Origin of the sequence: Streptomyces sp. 378 (assembly GCF_030124145.1) — a bacterium.
GTDB lineage: Bacteria > Actinomycetota > Actinomycetes > Streptomycetales > Streptomycetaceae > Streptomyces.
Map to the genome: position 1 here is coordinate 572,101 of NZ_JASKMS010000001.1, position 17,924 is coordinate 590,024.

The 17,924-nt window shown below is 72.8% G+C and carries 15 protein-coding genes and 1 tRNA gene; 9 read left to right on the top strand and 7 right to left on the bottom strand.

Annotation, left to right across the window (positions count from 1 at the left end):
* Positions 1-10: 10 nt before the first annotated feature.
* Positions 11-691: a ScbR family autoregulator-binding transcription factor gene (locus QNO09_RS02660; RefSeq protein ID WP_283968354.1), complete on the bottom strand. Its 681-nt coding sequence runs from the start codon at positions 689-691 to the stop codon at positions 11-13.
* Between the two features lie 373 nt (positions 692-1,064).
* Between QNO09_RS02660 and QNO09_RS02665 the strand changes: the two genes are divergently transcribed.
* Both QNO09_RS02665 and QNO09_RS02670 read left to right on the top strand, forming a co-directional pair.
* Positions 1,065-2,231, top strand: a complete 1,167-nt coding sequence (locus QNO09_RS02665; RefSeq protein WP_283968355.1) for a ScbA/BarX family gamma-butyrolactone biosynthesis protein — start codon at positions 1,065-1,067, stop codon at positions 2,229-2,231.
* Positions 2,228-3,148: an NAD-dependent epimerase/dehydratase family protein gene (locus tag QNO09_RS02670; protein WP_283968356.1), complete on the top strand. Its 921-nt coding sequence runs from the start codon at positions 2,228-2,230 to the stop codon at positions 3,146-3,148. The genes QNO09_RS02665 and QNO09_RS02670 overlap by 4 nt, the downstream gene beginning before the upstream one ends.
* Here QNO09_RS02670 and QNO09_RS02675 read toward each other — a convergent pair.
* The 3 genes from QNO09_RS02675 to QNO09_RS02685 form a co-directional block, all read right to left on the bottom strand.
* A complete protein-coding gene (locus QNO09_RS02675) occupies positions 3,096-4,421 on the bottom strand; it encodes a cytochrome P450 family protein (protein WP_283968357.1) in 1,326 nt (441 codons plus the stop codon). The two genes, QNO09_RS02670 and QNO09_RS02675, sit on opposite strands and share 53 nt — an antisense overlap.
* 267 nt (positions 4,422-4,688) lie before the next feature.
* Positions 4,689-5,348, bottom strand: coding sequence for a response regulator transcription factor (locus QNO09_RS02680; RefSeq protein WP_283968414.1), 660 nt, complete (start codon positions 5,346-5,348; stop codon positions 4,689-4,691).
* The gene (locus tag QNO09_RS02685) at positions 5,338-6,609 is read right to left on the bottom strand and encodes a sensor histidine kinase (RefSeq protein WP_283968358.1); all 1,272 of its coding nucleotides are present in this window, start codon (positions 6,607-6,609) and stop codon (positions 5,338-5,340) included. Before QNO09_RS02685 ends, QNO09_RS02680 begins: the two co-directional genes overlap by 11 nt.
* Before the next feature lie 206 nt (positions 6,610-6,815).
* On the opposite strand from QNO09_RS02685, the gene QNO09_RS02690 reads away from it, so the two are divergent.
* The 4 genes from QNO09_RS02690 (at position 6,816) to QNO09_RS02705 (ending at position 11,115) form a co-directional block, all read left to right on the top strand.
* Positions 6,816-7,490, top strand: coding sequence for an ABC transporter ATP-binding protein (locus tag QNO09_RS02690; RefSeq protein ID WP_283968359.1), 675 nt, complete (start codon positions 6,816-6,818; stop codon positions 7,488-7,490).
* Entirely contained in the window at positions 7,484-9,922 is a 2,439-nt protein-coding gene (locus QNO09_RS02695) for an FtsX-like permease family protein (protein WP_283968360.1), read from the top strand. Before QNO09_RS02690 ends, QNO09_RS02695 begins: the two co-directional genes overlap by 7 nt.
* A gap of 64 nt (positions 9,923-9,986) precedes the next feature.
* Positions 9,987-10,520: a winged helix-turn-helix transcriptional regulator gene (locus tag QNO09_RS02700; protein WP_283968361.1), complete on the top strand. Its 534-nt coding sequence runs from the start codon at positions 9,987-9,989 to the stop codon at positions 10,518-10,520.
* Between the two features lie 229 nt (positions 10,521-10,749).
* Complete coding sequence (locus tag QNO09_RS02705; RefSeq protein ID WP_283968362.1) at positions 10,750-11,115, top strand: hypothetical protein; 366 nt, start codon at positions 10,750-10,752, stop codon at positions 11,113-11,115.
* 154 nt (positions 11,116-11,269) lie between these two features.
* Here QNO09_RS02705 and QNO09_RS02710 read toward each other — a convergent pair whose 3' ends face one another.
* The 3 genes from QNO09_RS02710 to QNO09_RS02720 all read right to left on the bottom strand — a co-directional run bounded on the left by QNO09_RS02710 (position 11,270) and on the right by QNO09_RS02720 (position 14,354).
* Entirely contained in the window at positions 11,270-13,222 is a 1,953-nt protein-coding gene (locus QNO09_RS02710) for an NAD-binding protein (protein WP_283968363.1), read from the bottom strand.
* Between the two features lie 446 nt (positions 13,223-13,668).
* Positions 13,669-13,875, bottom strand: a complete 207-nt coding sequence (locus tag QNO09_RS02715; protein ID WP_283968364.1) for a hypothetical protein — start codon at positions 13,873-13,875, stop codon at positions 13,669-13,671.
* Between the two features lie 392 nt (positions 13,876-14,267).
* Positions 14,268-14,354, bottom strand: a tRNA-Leu gene (locus QNO09_RS02720).
* 471 nt (positions 14,355-14,825) lie between these two features.
* Between QNO09_RS02720 and QNO09_RS02725 the strand changes: the two genes are divergently transcribed.
* From QNO09_RS02725 to QNO09_RS02735, 3 genes are all read left to right on the top strand, one after another.
* The gene (locus QNO09_RS02725) at positions 14,826-15,689 is read left to right on the top strand and encodes an FHA domain-containing protein (RefSeq protein ID WP_283968365.1); all 864 of its coding nucleotides are present in this window, start codon (positions 14,826-14,828) and stop codon (positions 15,687-15,689) included.
* Positions 15,690-15,699: 10 nt separating this feature from the next.
* Positions 15,700-16,209 (top strand): FHA domain-containing protein FhaB/FipA, encoded by a 510-nt coding sequence (locus QNO09_RS02730; protein WP_283968366.1) that lies wholly within the window; start codon positions 15,700-15,702, stop codon positions 16,207-16,209.
* 140 nt (positions 16,210-16,349) lie between these two features.
* A complete protein-coding gene (locus tag QNO09_RS02735; protein ID WP_283968367.1) occupies positions 16,350-17,903 on the top strand; it encodes a Stp1/IreP family PP2C-type Ser/Thr phosphatase in 1,554 nt (517 codons plus the stop codon).
* The last annotated feature ends 21 nt before the right edge of the window (positions 17,904-17,924 follow it).

The following is a 17,924-nucleotide window of genomic DNA, read 5'->3' on the forward strand; positions in this document are numbered from 1 at the left end:
GCGGGGCGCGCTACGCCCCCGAGGGCACGGAGGTCTCCACGGCCACCGCCGCTTCCTCCTCCGCCCGCACCTGCGCGAGCACCTTCTCGGCCCGGTCCACCGTGATGTCGAGCCGGGCCAGCACCGCGGGCACGGTGATGCTGGGCAGGAAGTGCTCGAACAGCACGACGACACGGCGTTCCAGATCCCGCCGCTGGCAGCGCAGCTGGGAGAGCAACTGCACCCCGGAGAAGCTGCCGACCAGCAGTTCCGCCGTCTCCTCCACGTCGACGTGCTGGAGCAGTTCGCCCCGCGTCTTCGCCTCGCCCAGCAGCTGCACGTTCTGGTCGACCCACATCTGGAAGGCAGGGGTACGGTCGAGGTCCCTCGCCCCCTGGTCGAGGGCGAGTCCCACACTGGCCCGCACCAGCGGCTCGGACCGCAGCCGGCGCGCCATGACCAGACCGGAGTCGACGAGGTCCTGGAGCTTGCTGGACTGCGGCGGGAGCGTGATCGCGAGCTGCTCCTCGAACACCCCGACCGCCAGTTCCTCCTTGGAGCCGAAGTGGAAGTACAGCGCGCCCTTGGTGACGCCGGCCCGGTCCAGGATCTCGCCGATGGTCGCCGAGGTGTAGCCGCGTTCGTCGAAGACGGCCGCTGCCGCCTCCAGGATGGTCCGCCGCGTGCGGATCGCGCGCTCCTGTCGCGCCATCGGGTGCCTCCTGATCTCCGTCGATGCCTGTGAAGTCGCTGCGTGGCGAGGGCGCGAGAGCCTGTCCCAGTGCTTTGTCGCACTTTGGAAATAACCGGTTCGTCCGTATCTTAGTCAGGCGTCGACCGCGGTCAGGCAGCCGATCCTGGGGGTTCTCATGCCGGAGACAGGGCCATTGAGCGCACTCACGGACGATCAGACCGGACGCGGGGGCCGTCCGGCAAACGAAACCGCTACGACCGTCGAGAACCCGCCACATGCCGTGGTGCACCGGGGGATCGCGCCACCGCGTCCCGCCCCCGAGGAACCCGCATCACAGGCCACCGCCGCCGGGCAACCCGCGTCACCGGCCCCCACCGCCGTGGAACCCGCGGTGTCGCCCGCAGTCGTCGAGCAACCTCCATCACCGGCCCCCACCGCCGAGGAACCCGCATCACCGACCACCACCGCCGCGAACCCCGCGGTGTCGCCCGCGGTCGCCGAGGAACCCGCGTCACCGGCCCCCACCGCCGAGGAACCCGCGTCACCGACCACCGCCGCCGCGAACCCCGCGGTGTCGCCCCCGGTCGCCGCGGAACCGGCGCCGTCGTCGCCGCCGGCGCCACCCTCCTCCGTCGCCGAACACCTCGCCCCCCACTCCCACACCCCCGTCACCAAGGAACTCGCCCACCGCACCAGAGAGACGGACGTCTTCCCCGCCCGGTGGACCCGAATCTCCGACACGCGTTTCCGGTTCACCGCGCACTGGCCGGCCGACCACTCCTTCTTCGGCCCCGTGGACGACCGGCACCAGGACCCGATGATCGTGGGCGAAACGTTGCGGCAGGCCTCGCTGGTGCTGGCGCACGCCGAGTTCGGCGCCCCCGCCGACACCCATTTCGTCATGTGGGACCTGACGGTCCGCGTCGACCCGTCCGCGCTGCTGCTGGCGGACGCCACCGAACCGGTCGAGGTCGACGTCGTGTGCTCCGAGATCCGCCGCCGCGGTCGCGGCCTGCACAGCATGCGGACCACGATGGAGTTCCGGCGCGCGGGACGGTTCGTCGCCCGCGGCACCGGCAGCACCGGCTGCACCTCGTCGCGCGCCTACCGGCGCCTGCGGGCGGCGAAGCTGGACGCCCCGGACACGCCGGTGCCGCTGCTGCCCGGCATACCGCCGCGGACCGCGGGACGAGCCCGCCCGGAGGACGTCGTCCTCGCCCCCACCGAACAGCCCGGCGTCTGGCACCTGCGCGTCGACACCGGCCACCCGGTCCTCTTCCAGCGAACCAACGACCACGTCCCCGGCATGGTCCTGTTCGAGGCGGCCCGCCAGGCCGCGACCGCCGCGTCCGGTCTGCGCCCCTTCCTGCCGAGCACCATGACGGCCGGCTTCACCCGGTACGCCGAACTGCACGGCCCCTGCCGGATAGAGACCGAGGTACTCACCGAACACCCCGGCGAGACGACCGTCCGGGTGGCGGGGCGGCAGGACGGCGAGTCCGTCTTCACCGCCACCCTGACCTGCGCCCGTCCGGCGCCGGTACGGTCCCTGTCGTGACGGTCAACCTTCTGATCACGGGCGCGAGCGGCTTCGTGGGCGGCCGGGTCGCCGCCACGGCCCGGCGGCGACCGGACGTCCACGTCCGCCTGTTGTCCCGGCACGCACCGCCCGGCCCCGCATACGTCCACGGCGACCTCTGCGCTCCGCCCTCCCTGCGCGGCGCGTGCGCCGACACCGACGTCCTGGTGCACTGCGCCTCCCGAATCGGCGGCGCCGCGGAGACCGTCCAGGCGGTCAACGACCACGGCACCCGGGCCCTGGTCGAGGAGGCCCTGCGCGCCGGAGTGCGCCGGATCGTGTACGTCAGCACGGCCGCCGTCCTCGGTCGGGGCCCGTTCCCCGGCGTGCGCCCCGGGGAGGTGCCGATCGCGCCCGCGTCGCCCACCAGCCGCACCCGGGCCACCGCCGAACGGCACGTCCTCGACGCCGGCGGTCTGGTGCTGCGTCCCCACCTCGTGTACGGCGAGGGCGACCGCTGGGTGATCCCCGGGCTGGTGTGGCTGATGAACGAGCTGTCGGCCACCCTCACCGGCTGCGAGGCGCTCCAGTCGATGATCGACGTCGACACCCTGGGCCGTGCCGTGGTGGCCGCCGCCCTCTCCCCGGCACCGGGCGGCGGTGTGCGCCACGTCGGCCACCCCGAGCCGGTGGCGGTTCCCGACCTGCTGGCCGCCGTGGGGCGGGAGTTGGGCGAGCCCGGCGGCGGTGCGGCCGTGGACGTCGCCACCGCCCTGGACCGGGCTGCCGGGTCCCCGCTCGCCCTCCATCATCTCGGCATGCTCACGGTCGACCACTGGTTCGTGGACGACGCGTTCTGGAAGGACGTCGACTGCTCGCCCGGCGAGGGGTTCGGGGCAGCGTTCAGCCTCGCGGCGCCCTGGTACCGCGCGTTCCTCCAGGGCCGGGTTTCCTGATCGCCTCCGCTTCCTCCGGACGGGGGCCCGGGCCCCGGCCGTGCAGCAGCACCGGCAGCTCCTCGTGGCCGGTGGAGATGATGGAGCGAAGCCGCTTCGGCGGCTGCGACGGGTCGGCCAGGGCCAGTCGCGGGAAGCGCGCGAACAGCGACGTCAATGCCACGGTCGCCTCGGCCATGGCCAGGGGCCGGCCCAGGCAGTGGTGCACGCCGTGACCGAAGGAGACGTGGTCGCGGCTGGTGGTGCGCGTGACGTCGAACCGTTCGGCGTCCGGCCCGTGCCGCTCGGGGTCGCGCCCGGCACCGGCGAAGGAGACCACGAGCGGGTCGCCCTTGGGGATGGTCAGGCCCGGCTCGATCTCGATGTCCTCGACGGCGTAGCGCAAGCCCGACATGGCGCCCGGTGCCTCGAAGCGCAGCGACTCCTCCAGGGCGTCCCCCCAGGTCACCCGCCCGGAGCGGACGAGGTCGAGCTGGTCGGGGTGGGCGAGCAGGCTGTGCGCGGTGTTGTCGATGAGGTTGACGGTCGTCTCGAAACCGGCGGTGAGCAGCAGGATCAGGTTGTCCATCAACTCCTGTTCGCTGAGGCCGCCTTCGTCCCGTGCGGCGATGAGCGCCGTCGTCAGGTCGTCGGCCGGGTGCTCCCGCTTGTGCTGGAGGAACGCGGTCAGCGTGCCGTAGAGGTCGACGGCGTTGGCCTGGGCGTCCTCCAGGGTGATCGCCGTGTCGAAGAAGCGGTTGATGATGCGGTAGAGGGCGGCGCGCGGGCCGTCCTCGCCGGCCGGTACGCCGAAGAGTTCGCACACCACCTCGTGCGGGATCGGCGCCGCGAACCCAGCCCGCAGGTCGACGACTTCGCCCTCCGGGACGTCCTCCAGGGCGTCGAGCGCCCGGTCGACGATCTCCTGGACGCGCGGCAGCAGCGCGTCGACCCGGCGTTTGGTGAAGGCGGCGGCCATGGGCTTGCGCAGCCGGCTGTGGTCGGATCCGTAGGCGGTGACCATGTTGCGCACCGAAACCCAGATGGCCAGCGGCCAGGTGCGGGAGATGTCGCCGTTGATCCAGGCCGGCCAGTGCTGGTAGGCGTCCTTGCTCGTCTCGGGGCCGGCCAGGAGCCGCTTGTTCAGCTCCAGGCCGGTGATCCACCACGCCTTCACACCGCCGGGGAGTTCGACCTCCACGGCCGGGCCCCGGGCACGGATCCGGGATATCTCGCCGTAGAGGTCCTGACCGGACGGGTCGATCGACAGGAAGGGACAGGCCTGCTGTGCCATGACTCATCGCTCCTCGGTCCAGAGGCTGGGGGACCATGGTGCGATCCGGCCGACGGCGAAACTTGCCAACCGGTTTGTTTTGGCCACTGCTTCACCCACTGTTGGCCAGGGGCGGGTGGCCACCGCAGCGCGAGACGGGTCCGGACGGCCCGGACCTGTTCGGCCACCCGTGGCTCCCCCGCAGGGCTCCGGTGGCAACGCGAGAAGACCAACTCGCTGGTTACCTCCAACACGTCCACGACGACAGCGGCGCCTTGCGGACACCTGCTAGGCGCGCAGATACGCCAGCACGGCCAGCACCCGGCGGTGGGTCGCGTCCGCCGGAGGCAGGTCCAGCTTGGTGAGGATGCCGGTGACGTGCTTGCCCACGGCCGCCTCGGAGACGACCAGTTCACGGGCGATCGCGCTGTTGGACCTGCCCTCGGCGATCAGCGCCAGCACCTCCCGCTCGCGTGGGGTGAGCCGCTCCAGCGGGTCGCGGCGGCGGCGCAGCAACTGCCGTACGACCTCGGGGTCGACGACCGTGCCGCCGTCCGCCACCTTCCCGAGCGCCTCGACGAACTCCTCGACCTGGCCGACGCGGTCCTTGAGCAGATAGCCGATGCCCGTGCCGTCCCCGGAGTCCAGCAGCTCGGCCGCGTAGCGGCGTTGCACGTACTGGCTGAGGACCAGCACGGGCAGCGTGGGCCGCTCCTCGCGCAGCCGCACGGCCGCGTGCAGGCCCTCGTCCTGGAAGCCGGGCGGCATCCGCACGTCCGTGACGACCACGTCCGGGTCGTGCTCCCCGACGGCCGCCACCAGGGCCTCGGCGTCCCCCACGGCCGCGAGGACCGTGTGCCCACAGCGTGTGAACAGTCCGACGAGCCCGTCCCTGAGCAGCACGCTGTCCTCCGCCAGGACGACCCGCAGCGGCCGCTCAACTCGCAGGGTCACAGGGGATCTCCACCCGCAGCAGGGTCGGTCCGCCGGGCGGACTGGACAGGGAGAGTCTGCCATCGAGCACCGACACCCGGTCGGCGAGCCCGGTCAGCCCACTGCCCTCCCCGGCCCGCGCCCCACCGCGCCCGTCGTCGCGTATCCGCAGCAGCAGCCGCCCGTCGCGGTGCCCGCCGCTCACCTCGGCCCGGCTCGCGCCGCTGTGCCGGCCCACGTTGGCGAGCGCCTCGCACACCACGAAGTAGGCGGCGGCCTCGACCGCCGGGGAGAGCCGCCCCGGCAGGTCCAGGTCGACGTCCACCGGAACGGCCGAGCGGTCCGCGGCGTCGGCGACGGCGGCTTCGAGGCCGTAGTCGGCGAGGACCTTGGGGTGGATGCCGTGGATGAGCTCGCGCAGTTCCGCGAGGGCCGCGCCCGCCTCCTGGTGCGCCGTGGCGAGCCGGTCGGCGAGCAGTCCGGGCGGGGCGTCGAGACGGGCCAGCCCGAGCGTCATCGTCAGGGCGACGAGCCGCTGCTGCGCCCCGTCGTGCAGATCGCGCTCGATGCGGCGCCGCTCGGCCTCGAAGGCGTCCACCAACCGCACCCGGGACCGCGCCAGTTCGACCACCCGGGCCCCGAGATCGGTCTCCTGCGGCGCGATCAGCAGCCGGACCAGCCCGGCCCGGGCCCCGGCCACCACGCCCAGCAGACAGGCGCCCAGCGCGAGCAGGACCAGCCCGAGGGCCGCCCACCCGACGGCGGCGGGCCAGGTGGTGACCGGCCACACCTTGAGGACCTTCGCCTCGCCGAGGGCGGCCATGAGCAGCGGGGTCGCCACCACGGAGAGCGGCCCCAGCAGGAGGACGGTGAACGCGAGGGCGTCGACCGGCCACAACAGCCCCGCGAACAGCAGGGCGTGGCCCAGCTCCCGCCAGGTGGCCCGCTCCCGCAGCCGGGTCGACAGCCAGGCCCGCAGCCCCGGCTCCCCGGGCGCCCGGTGCGGGTCGGGCACCGGCTCCGCGTCGACCAGCCGCAGCCGCGCCCGCTCCACCGCCGCCACCGGAATGCCCACCAGAGCGGTCCCGAGCAGCAACGGCAACCCCACCAGCGCGAGTGCCAGCACCCCGCCGGCCGCCGCCGACAGCACGATCCCCACGAGCACGACGGCACCGGTCACCGCGCCGGTGAGCAGGTATCCGGCCGACCGCCACGGCCACGCCGACAGCAGGTAGCCGGGGCGGGACAGGGCCTGCCACACATTCCGAGGACGCATGGGGATCACCGTAGAAGCGGGCCGCGCCCCCGGCCATGGGCTCTGCCGGAGGCCCGGGGGTATGCCTGGCCCTACCCCGGGTCTAGGCCCCGCCGCACTGCGCCGGCCCACCCCCGCGCGATTTCGTGAAGCGACGCCGACACCAGGGGGAACCCACGACACATGACGCCGTCCGGCTCGACGCCGTCACCAGGACGTACGGGTCCGTGACCGCACTCGGCGGAGTCTCGCTCGCGTTCCCGGCCGGGACCTTCACCGCCGTCATGGGGCCCTCCGGCTCCGGCAAGTCGACGCTGCTCCAGTGCGCGGCCGGCCTGGACCGGCCCACCTCCGGATCCGTCACCGTGGGCGGCACCGGGCTGACCGGGCTGAGCGAACGCCGGCTGACCCTGCTGCGGCGCGAGCGCGTCGGGTTCGTCTTCCAGGCGTTCAACCTGCTGCCCTCACTGACCGCCGAGCAGAACGTGGCCCTGCCCCTGCGCCTGGCCGGCCACCGCGTCCCGGCGGCCCGGGTACGCCAGGCGTTGGGGCAGGTCGGTCTCGCGGACCGGGCCCGGCACAGACCGTCCCAGCTCTCCGGCGGCCAGCAGCAACGCGTCGCCCTGGCCCGCGCGTTGATCACCCGGCCCGATGTGCTGTTCGGCGACGAACCGACCGGCGCCCTGGACACCCGGACCGGCCGCGAGGTGCTCGGACTGCTGCGCGGCATGGTCGACCGCGAGGGCCAGACGGTCGTCATGGTCACGCACGACCCGGTGGCCGCCGCGTACGCCGACCGTGTGGTCTTCCTCGTCGACGGGCGCGTGAGCGGGGAATTGACCGGCGCCGGCGCCGACACCATCGCCACCCGCATGACCCGTCTGGAGGCCCTGCCGTGCTGAGCGTCACCCTGCGCACCCTGCGCACCCGCTGGACCGCCTTCACCGGCAGCTTCGTCGCACTCTGCCTGGGCGTGGCCCTGCTCACCATGATGGGCCTGGCCCTGGCCTCGACGATCACCGCGCCGGAGCGGGGCCCCGAGCGCTTCGCGGCCGCCCCGGTCGTGGTCAAGGGCCTGGACACCCTGCGCGTACCGACCCCGCTCGGCGCCCGTGCATCCCCCCTCGCCCACCCGCGCCCCGTGCCGGACACGACCGTCGCGCTGCTGCGGCGACTGGGCCCGGTCGTCGAGGACCGCTCGTTCCCCGTCCGGGCCGAGGGAGGGCCCGCCGACCTGGTGGGCCACCCCTGGTCCACCGCCGCGTACGCCCCCTACGACCTCGCCACCGGCCGGGCACCGCGCACGGTCGACGAGGCCGTCGTCACCGGCGACTGGGCGCACCCCGGCCAGCGGATCCGCACCGGCCACGGCACCGTACGCGTCGTCGGCACCCTCACCCCGCGCGGCTTCGAGAACGCCGTCTTCTTCACGGACGCCCGTGCCGCCCGGCTGGGGAGCTCCACAGCCCAACTGGTCGTGCATGCCGATCCGGCGTCCGTGCGGAAGGCGGTCGGCGACAGCGCCCGGGTCCTCACCGGCGACGCGCGTCGCCTCGCCGACGCCGACCCCGGCCGGGACCGCGAGGCGCTCACCGCGATGAACGCCCTGCTCGGCACCGCCGGCGGCGTCACCGCCTTCGTGTCAATCTTCGTCGTCGCGTCGACCTTCGCCTTCGCGGTCGCCCAGCGCCGCAAGGAGTTCGCCCTGCTGCGCACCGCCGGGGCCGCCCCGGCCCAGATCCGCCGGAGCGTCCTCGCGGAGGCCCTCGCCGTCGGCGTCCTCGCCTCGGCCACCGGCTGCGCGCTGGGCGCCCGGGGGGCACCGCTGCTGGCGGCCCGGCTGGTCGACGAGGGCCTCGCCCCCGCCTGGTTCACCGTCGGGGAGCACACCTGGCCGTACCACGCGGCCTTCTGGACGGGCCTGCTCGTCGCCCTGTCCGGGGCAAGCGCGGCCTCATGGCGAGCAGGCCGCACCGCCCCCACCGAGGCCCTGCGCGAAGCGGTCATGGACAGCGGGCCCCTGACCCGGGGCCGCCTGCTGTGCGGCGCGGCCCTCCTGCTCACGGCTGCCGTGCTGACGGCCCTCTCCCTCGTCGGCGATCCGTCCGACCTGCTCCACCGCAAGACGTACATCAGCCGCCCCATGCTGCTGATCACCGCGACCGCCCTGCTCGCGCCCCTCGTGCTGCGCCCTCTGACGCGGCTGCTGACCTGCCTCCCCTCGGCCGTGGGCCTGCTGGTCCGGGAGAACACGGCCACCGGAGTCCGCCGGACCGCCGCGCTCGCGGCCCCCGTCCTGGTGACGGTCGCGCTCGCCGGTTCTCTCCTCGGTGCCACCGCGACCCTGCGGCAGGCGAAGGCCACCGAGACGAGGGACCGCACCACCGCCGCCTTCATCGTCACCCCGGCGGCCGGAGCGGGCTTCGACGCGGACACCCTGCGCAGACTGCGTGCGGTACCGGGGGCGCGGGTCTCCCCGACGTCCTCGACAGCCGTCCACGTCCTCGAAGACGGCGTGGCCCTGATCCGCTCCGAGGCCCGCGCCGCGACCCCCGGCGCCCTCGCGGCCACCACGCGCCTGCCGCTCGTGGCGGGCGGACCGGGCGACCTCGACGACGACTCGATCATCGTCAACGAGGAGTGGCGGCGGCACCGGGTGGGCGACCGGGTCGAGGTGTGGCTCGGTGACGGGACGCCGCGCACCCTCCGCGTCGCCGCGGTGATGCCCACCGGCACCGGCGGCAACGGCGTCTATGTCACCCCGCGCAACGCCCCCGGCGCCAGGGTCGACCGCGTGGACGTGGCGGTCGAGGACGGCACGGCCCCGGCCAGCGTGGCCCCGGCCCTGCGCGAGGCGCTCGGCGCGGGGGGCGGCCGGGTCCTCGCCCGGGAGGCGTGGCTCCGCGCCACCCACCCCGACACCAACCGCACCACCCGCCTCGGCCTCCTCCTGGTCCTCGGCATCGCCCTGCTCTACACGGGCATCTCCGTGGTCAACACCACGGTCATGGCGGCTTCCGACCGGGTCCGCGACCTGGCCGTGCTGCGGCTGGCCGGAGCCACCCGGTGGCAGCTGCTGCGGTTGACCGGCGCCGAGGCCCTGACGGCGGTCACGGCCGGCGCGCTCCTCGGCGTGCTGGTCACCTGCGTCAACCTGGCCGGCCTGTGGAGCGCCCTCGCCCTGCTGTCGGTGCGGCCCACCCTCACCCTCCCGTGGGAGGCCCTCGGCACGACGGCGGGCGTCTGCGCCCTGCTGGCCGTGGCCACCGCGACGGTCCCCGCCGCCCTCGCCCTGCGCCGCCGCCCGGCGATCCTGGCCGGGGTGCGCGAGTAGGCCCTCCGCCCGGGTCGATCTCATCATGAGACCAACCAGGGAAGGGCCCCCTACAGTGGAGGCCATGAGACGGACCTCGTTCGGCGGCTGGCCCTGCTCGATCGCCCGCACCGCCGACATCCTGGGCGACGCCTGGACCCTGCTGGTGCTGCGCGAGGTCTTCTACGGCGAAACCCGCTTCGACGGCTTCATCGGCACGCTCGGCATCGCCCGCAACACCCTCACCGACCGACTGCGGCGCCTGGAGGCCGAGGGCCTGCTGCGGCGGCGCGCCTACCAGAGCGACCCGGTGCGCCACGAGTACCTGCCGACGGACAAGGGCCGCGACTTCTTCGGCGTCATCGCCGCGATCAACGCCTGGGGGGACCGCTGGCTGGCCGGCGACGAGGGTGCCCCGGTGGTCCTGCACCACATCCCGTGCGGCCACGACACCGAGGCCCGGGTCGTCTGCTCCGCCTGCGGCGAGCCGCTGCGCCAGCGTGACATGACCGCCCGCACCGGCCCGGGCTACCCGGCCCGCCTCCTCGACACCCCGGTCGTACGGGAACGCTTCACCCCGGGTCGGACGCTGGGGGACGGCCGGACCGACCGGACCTGAGCGCTTCCTCACCCAACGGGGACCCGAGGCGCCCCAGGGCGACCGCCACCCGCACCCACACGAAGAACGGGCGGCATCTGATCGATGCCGCCCGTGCCGACGGTGCCGGCACCCCACTGGAAGTTCCTGCCGGGCTGGGTCAAGAACAAGGCCGTCAACATGGTGATCGCCTTCATCGTCAAGTACATCCACTGAAGTTGCTCGGCACCGCGCGAACCCTGGGGCACCCATGGCCTACGTCTTCATCTTCGGTTGTTTCCTCCTGCTGGGCGTGGCCAGTTCGCTGGCCGCACGCACCGGGTACCGCGGCACGGTCTGTGACCGGTCCGACGGGTACGAGGTCCCTGCGGAGGTGAAGTCCGACCCGGGGCTGAGGAAACGGGCGAACGACCTGGTGGCCTTCTGGTGCACCGGGGCCGCGGTGCTCAGCTTCGCCCCGTTGGTGCCGATCGGCACGGTCATCATGAGCGACGGTGGCCGAACGGTCCGCACCTGGGGACTTGTGGCCCTCGCCCTCTACGGCCTGGCCGTGGTGATCGTGGGGGCCTATCCGTTCGAGAAGATCAAGAGCCTGGGGCGGTCCCCCGAGCGGTGAACAGAGCCGGGCTGCTGCAGTCGCGCGGCCGGCCGGAGCGGACGCGGGAACCCGACCACCGCGCCGGGTCTCCACCATGTCCGGACACCGAAATGGCGTCGGCACTCAGTGGTTGCCCCTCGACGACGCCTCATCACCCCGGCCGAGAAGGGGCCTAGGCGTCAGTGGTTCGCACCCCCATCCGTGACGGACGGCCGAGGAGTTCGGCCAGGCCGTGGCGCGTCGCGGCGAGTACCACGCGGTCCTCGGGCCGCAGGACATAGCCGGAGTGCAGGTCCCATACGAGTCCGCCGGGACGGTCGGCACCGTGGTGCGCCGGTGTGGCGGCGAGGTCCGGCAGTCGCTCGCCCGGTTCCGCCGTGTCCAGCGCCAGAACGCGCCACTTGCCCGGACGGAACGTCTCGGCGATGGTGCGCCCTTCCAACTGCGGGTGCCCGGCGACAGTGAGGGCGGCGAAGAGCAGGACGCGGCGTTCGACGGGTATGGCCCCGAGGACCTGGCGGCCCATCATCGCCCCGGCGAAGGCGGGGGCAGCGAGAGTGGAGACACTGCGGCTGCGGGTGAGGGCGCGCGGGTGGGCGGTGCGCAGGGTGCGGTAGACAGCGGTGGCGAAGGCGTCGTCGTACAGGCGCAGGGCCACCCGCAGGTCCGGTTTGACGGAGCGTGCGTACAGGACGGACTCGAGGTTGGTGGTGTCGTGGCTGGTGAGGGCCAGCAGGGAGTGCGCGCGGTGGATCTTTGCGGCCTCCAGCACGCCCTCCTGGGTGGCGTCGCCGAGGACGGTGGGGACGCGCAGTCGGCGTGCGAGCGGGATGCCGCGCGCATCCGGGTCCTCCTCGACGCACACCACGGGAATGTCGAGCTCCCGCAGACGGGCCAGCACCCGGGTGCCGACCTTGCCCAGGCCGACCAGGACGACGTGGCCGGACAGGCCACGGGGCGGCCGGCGCAGCGCGGATGCCGTGCGGAACGTGCCCAGCGCCTCCAGCACGGCCGCGAGCAGGACGGGCATCAGCAGCAGACCGGCCAGTCCGGCGAGGAGCTGGAGCACCTGACGCGCGGTGGGCTCGTCGAGGGCCGGGTCGCCGATCGCGAACAGGTCGAGCAAGGTGAGGTAGGCGGCGTGCAGCGGGTGGTGCTCGGTGGTCAGCCAGGTCGCGACGGCCACCCCCAGGACGCAGCCCAGGAGCCCGGCCAGTGACCAGCGCAGCCGGCGCGAGAACAGCGAGCCCAGCGGCAGTCCACGCGCCGCCAGCCGTCGAGGTGCGGAACCGGAAGCTGTGTGCGTGACGGTTTCGAGGACCACCGTGCCGCGCCCGGTGGCGCCCGCGACCGTGTCGTCGTCCGGGAGGAGAATCGGCGCCTCCCGGCCGCTGGCGTCCGAACCCTCCGCTCCGGCCGGGTCGTTGGTGGTCGACGACAGCAGCGCCAGGGTGCACAGGCCTGGATCGGCCACCCGGCCGTGACCGGGTGGAGTGCGTTCCACGGCACGCAGGAGCAGGCCGTCGGCCTGGACGACCTTGCTGGTGCCCGCGACGGCGGTGGCCGCGAGTGCGGGTGCCGCGGTGTCGGCGTCCGACAGAACGGTGGTGGAGGTGTCCAGGGCCTCGGGGTCCAGGCCGGGGACGGCGAGGGTGGCGGCCTGGTCGAGGAGTTCTTCCAGGTGCTGTCCGAGCTTGCGGTTGTAGAGACGGATGACCAGGCGCAGCCGGGGGTTGAGACGGCGGGCGGCCAGCGCGGCGCGGATGTTGGTCTCGTCGTCGTCATGCACGAGCGCCAGCGCGGCGGCCTCACGCACGCCCACCTCGGCCAGGGCGGCTTCGTCGAGTACGGGAGTCTCGACGATGCGGGCTGTGCCGGTCGCCCCGGAATCGGCCGCGTCCTCCGTGCGGTTCATGGCGGCCTGTATCCGGCCGAGCAGCGCGGCGGCGCGCGCCCTTCCGGTGGTGACGCCGGACCGCCGCGAGGGCGGTACGACCAGAGTGACCCGCTCCCGGTACACCGTGGCGACTTCGGCGGCCAGCCGCTCCGCGAGCGCGTCGTCCCCGCACACGATCATGTGGCCCGACTGCGGCACGCCGGACGCGGGCTGAGGGAACGTGATCATGCCGTACGGCACCTCCGGATCAGGCGGAGGAGAAGCCGCGCAGGGGCGTGTACCGCACCAAGGACCACTCCGAAGACCGTCATGAGCACCACGTCGGGGCCCCCGTTCGGCGAAGCTTCTCCGGCTTCTTCCGTCAAGATCACCGACCGGACTTCCCGGCACACCGCTGGGAACGGTACAGGTTCCTGACGTGGTGTCACAGGGCGTCGGCACCGCTTCGCCCGCCGACCGTCCGACTGTTCGGAGTGCGGCATTGCAGCCGCGTGAAGATTGCCGGAATCAGGCAATGCCTCACCCGTTGCCCGCGTGTGACGATGCCTGCGACAACGGGGGAAGGACAAGGAGGGGCGGTGTGCGCGGAGTGCCTGGTTTCTGGGGCTCGGCACAGCGGGGGGCGTCCTCCTTGTCCTGTCGTTCCACCTTGACGGCGTCCTCGAAGGACCGCTCTACGGAGTCGCCGTGGTGGACGGCCGGCTCGACGGGCTGCTGCCCCTGCCGGTGATCGCCGGGTTCTTGTCCATGCTCGGTTCCTCAGGGGCGATCGTCATGGGGATCGCCGGACCGGCCCCGGTGAGGGCCGCGGTGATCGAGGTGCCGGCCGGTGTCCTCACCGGCTGGTTCGCCCAGGGCCACGCCACGAGCTCCGTCGCCATCGCGGCGGGAGGAGTCTTCGTCCTTCTCGAACTGCCTGCAGTAGAGGCGCACCCTCGACCTCTGCTCGCGGTACATCCCCGTCGCGGTGCGCGGCGCGGTCACCCTGCGGGGTGTGAAGGCCGACCTGAAGGGCGTCGCCCTCGTCAGCGTCGCCGAGCTGGCGAGGCTGACGAACATGGACCCCCAAGGACCACATCACCCAGCGCTGAGACCTTCCTCACAGAGCGCACACCCCGAGAGCTGCTCAAGCAAGATCCACACAGGAGCGTGGACCGCCGACGGCCCATGCCCAGAGACGGACATCACACCGCAGAAACAGGAACGGGCGGCATCGCCATCGCGATGCCGCCCGTTCCATCGGTGCAACCAGAGCACTTTCGTCGGTGCTCCGTGGTGCGCGAGGGGGGAGTTGAACCCCCACGCCCTTGCGGGCACTGGAACCTGAATCCAGCGCGTCTGCCTATTCCGCCACCCGCGCATTGGGTGCGTCCTGGGCGTCTGCCCCTTGGGGCGGGCGCCTTCCGACACCCAGAACATTAGCACGCTGGAAGGGGTGGGTTCACATCCCTTATCTCCGCAGGCAGACACCCGGCGGAACCTTCGATGTCCCCGCCACGTATCAGGCGTACCGGTCCACGTATCAACCTCGTACCGGTACCCGCCGTCTCCGCAGGAGGGGGTCCGGGTCCACAGTCGGGTGCGGGACACTGGTCCACGGCCGCCTCTACGATCCATGCCAGGCATACGCGAGGCGGTCACGCGCAGCAGTACCACCGGAGGAGTTCGAAGACGAGCTCCACAGGGAACTTCGTCCTGCGTCGACACCCATCGGCGGAGCTGACAGGGGGAACCAGCCGATCGAGCGGCGCGTGGATACGATCAGTAAGCAGTACCAGGCAAGTGGCCCGCAGGGCAGTACACAGGACGGCAGCGACGGAGGAGGTGCCCCATGGGAGTCCTGAAGAAGTTCGAGCAGCGTCTCGAAGGTCTGGTCAACGGCACCTTCGCCAAGGTGTTCAAGTCCGAGGTCCAGCCCGTGGAGATCGCTGGAGCTCTCCAGCGTGAGTGCGACAACAACGCCACCATCTGGAACCGCGACCGGACGGTCGTTCCCAACGACTTCATCGTCGAGCTGAGCACCCCGGACTTCGAGCGGCTCAGCCCTTACTCGGGCCAGCTCGGCGACGAGCTCGCCGGCATGGTCCGCGACTACGCCAAACAGCAGCGCTACACCTTCATGGGCCCGATCAAGGTGCACCTGGAGAAGGCGGACGACCTCGACACCGGCCTGTACCGGGTGCGCAGCCGTACGCTCGCCTCCTCCAGCAGCCAGCAGGGCGGCCCGGGGGGCGGCGCCGCGCCCGCCGCGCCGGGCGGACGCCCCGGCGGCTACGGCTACCCGCCGTCCGCCGCGCCCGGCGGCGCCCCGCCCATGCCCGCCTCGCCGCCTCCCGGCGGCCGCCCCGGCGGGTACGGTTACCCGCCCGCCGCGAGCGCCCAGCGGCCCCCGGCCGCCCCGGCCGCCGGCGGACGAACCCGCCACTGGATCGAGATCAACGGCACCCGCCATCAGATCTCCCGCGCCACGCTGGTGCTGGGCCGCAGCACCGACGCCGACGTGCGGATCGACGACCCCGGCGTCTCCCGCCGGCACTGCGAGATCCGGACCGGAACGCCCTCGACGATCCAGGATCTCGGATCCACCAACGGCATCGTGGTGGACGGGCAGCACACCACCCGCGCTACGCTCCGCGACGGCTCGCGGATCGTCGTGGGCAGCACCACCATCATTTACCGGCAAGCCGAAGGGTGAAGCGGGGGCAATGTCAGAGCTGACCCTCACGGTCATGCGGCTGGGTTTCCTGGCCGTACTGTGGCTGTTCGTGATCGTGGCCGTGCAGGTCATCCGCAGCGACCTGTTCGGTACGCGCGTCACCCAGCGCGGATCGCGCCGCGAGGCAGGCCGGCAGCAGCAGGCCGCCCGCCAGGCGCCGCCACCCCAGCGCCAGCAGCCCACCGGCGGCCGGCGCGGCCGTAACGCCCCCACCAAGCTGGTCGTGACCGAGGGCACCCTCACGGGCACCACGGTCGCGCTCCAGGGCCAGACCATCACCCTGGGCCGGGCGCACGACTCGACGATCGTGCTGGACGACGACTACGCCTCCAGCCGCCATGCCAGGATCTACCCGGACCGCGACGGCCAGTGGATCGTCGAGGACCTCGGCTCCACCAACGGCACGTACCTGGACCGGTCCCGGCTGACGACTCCCACACCGATTGCGCTGGGCGCGCCGATCCGCATCGGCAAGACCGTCATCGAGCTGCGGAAGTAGTGCTACATCATGGATAGGCGCGAGCGGAGCGAGCACGCAGCGGCGGGCCCCACCCCGGCCCCCGGCGCGCTCCCGACCGGAGGGTGGGCAGTGTGGCTCGACACGACCGGCTGTACCCGGAGCCGACAGGCGAGGTGCGCATGAGTCTGTCACTGCGCTTCGCGGCCGGATCGCACAAGGGCATGATCCGGGAGGGCAACGAGGACTCCGGATACGCCGGCCCGCGCCTGCTCGCCATCGCCGACGGCATGGGCGGCGCCGCGGCCGGTGAGGTCGCCTCCTCCGAGGCCATCTCCACCATCGTCGCGCTCGACGACGACGTCCCCGGCTCCGACCTCCTCACCTCGCTCGGCACGGCGGTGCAGCGCGCCAACGACCAGTTGCGCTCGATGGTCGAGGACGACCCCCAGCTGGAGGGCATGGGGACCACCCTCACCGCCCTGCTGTGGACGGGCCAGCGCCTCGGCCTGGTCCACGTCGGCGACTCGCGCGCCTACCTGCTCCGCGACGGCGTCCTCACGCAGATCACCCAGGACCACACCTGGGTGCAGCGCCTGGTCGACGAGGGCCGCATCACCGAGGAGGAGGCCACCACGCACCCGCAGCGCTCGCTGCTGATGCGCGCCCTCGGATCCGGCGACCACGTCGAGCCCGACCTGTCCATCCGCGAGGTCCGCGCCGGCGACCGCTACCTGATCTGCTCCGACGGCCTGTCCGGCGTGGTGTCCCACCAGACCCTGGAGGACACCCTCGCCAGCTACCAGGGCCCCCAGGAGACCGTCCAGAACCTGATCGAGCTGGCGCTGCGCGGCGGCGGCCCGGACAACATCACGGTCATCATCGCCGACGTCCTCGACCTGGACACCGGCGACACCCTCGCCGGTCAGCTGTCCGACACCCCGGTGGTGGTCGGCGCCGTCGCGGAGAACCAGCACCAGCTGCACGACAACGGCATCATGCAGACCCCCGCCGGCCGCGCCTCCGGGCTCGGCCGTCAGAGGCACGGCCAGGGCGGGGGCGGCGAGTTCGGCCCGCCCGGCTCCGGCGACACCACCGGCTACATCCCGGCGGGCGGCTTCGACTACGGCGACGACGACTTCGCCAAGCCCCGCAAGAAGGGCCGGTGGCTGAAGAGATCCCTCTACACCGTCCTCGCGCTGGCCGTCATCGGCGGCGGCCTGTACGGCGGATACCGCTGGACGCAGACCCAGTACTACGTCGGCGCCGAGGACGAGCACGTCGCGCTGTACCGGGGCATCAGCCAGGACCTGGCCTGGGTCTCGCTCTCGAAGGTCGAGAAGGACCACCCCGAGATCGAACTCAAGTACCTGCCGCCCTACCAGCAGAAGCTGGTCGAGGCGACGATCCCCGAGGGCGGTCTGAAGGACGCCCAGGCGAAGATCCAGGAACTGTCGGTGCAGGCCTCCGCGTGCAAGAAGCAGGCGCAGCGGCGCGAAGCCGAGAGCCAGAACAACTCCAAGACCGGCGAAGGCGAGGCCGGGGGCACCACGGGAACCACTCCCGCCTCCTTCACGTCCAAGGCCACACCGACGCCGAACCCGTCCAGCCCGTCGGGTTCACCCTCGGCGCCGGAGAAGTCCACGCCCCCGACCACGACCGCACCCACTCCCAGCCCCGGCCCCAGCCTCTCGGAGGAAGAGCAGAAGGTCGTCTCGCTGTGCGGTAAGCAGTAGCCGTGAGAGGCCCTGTCACAC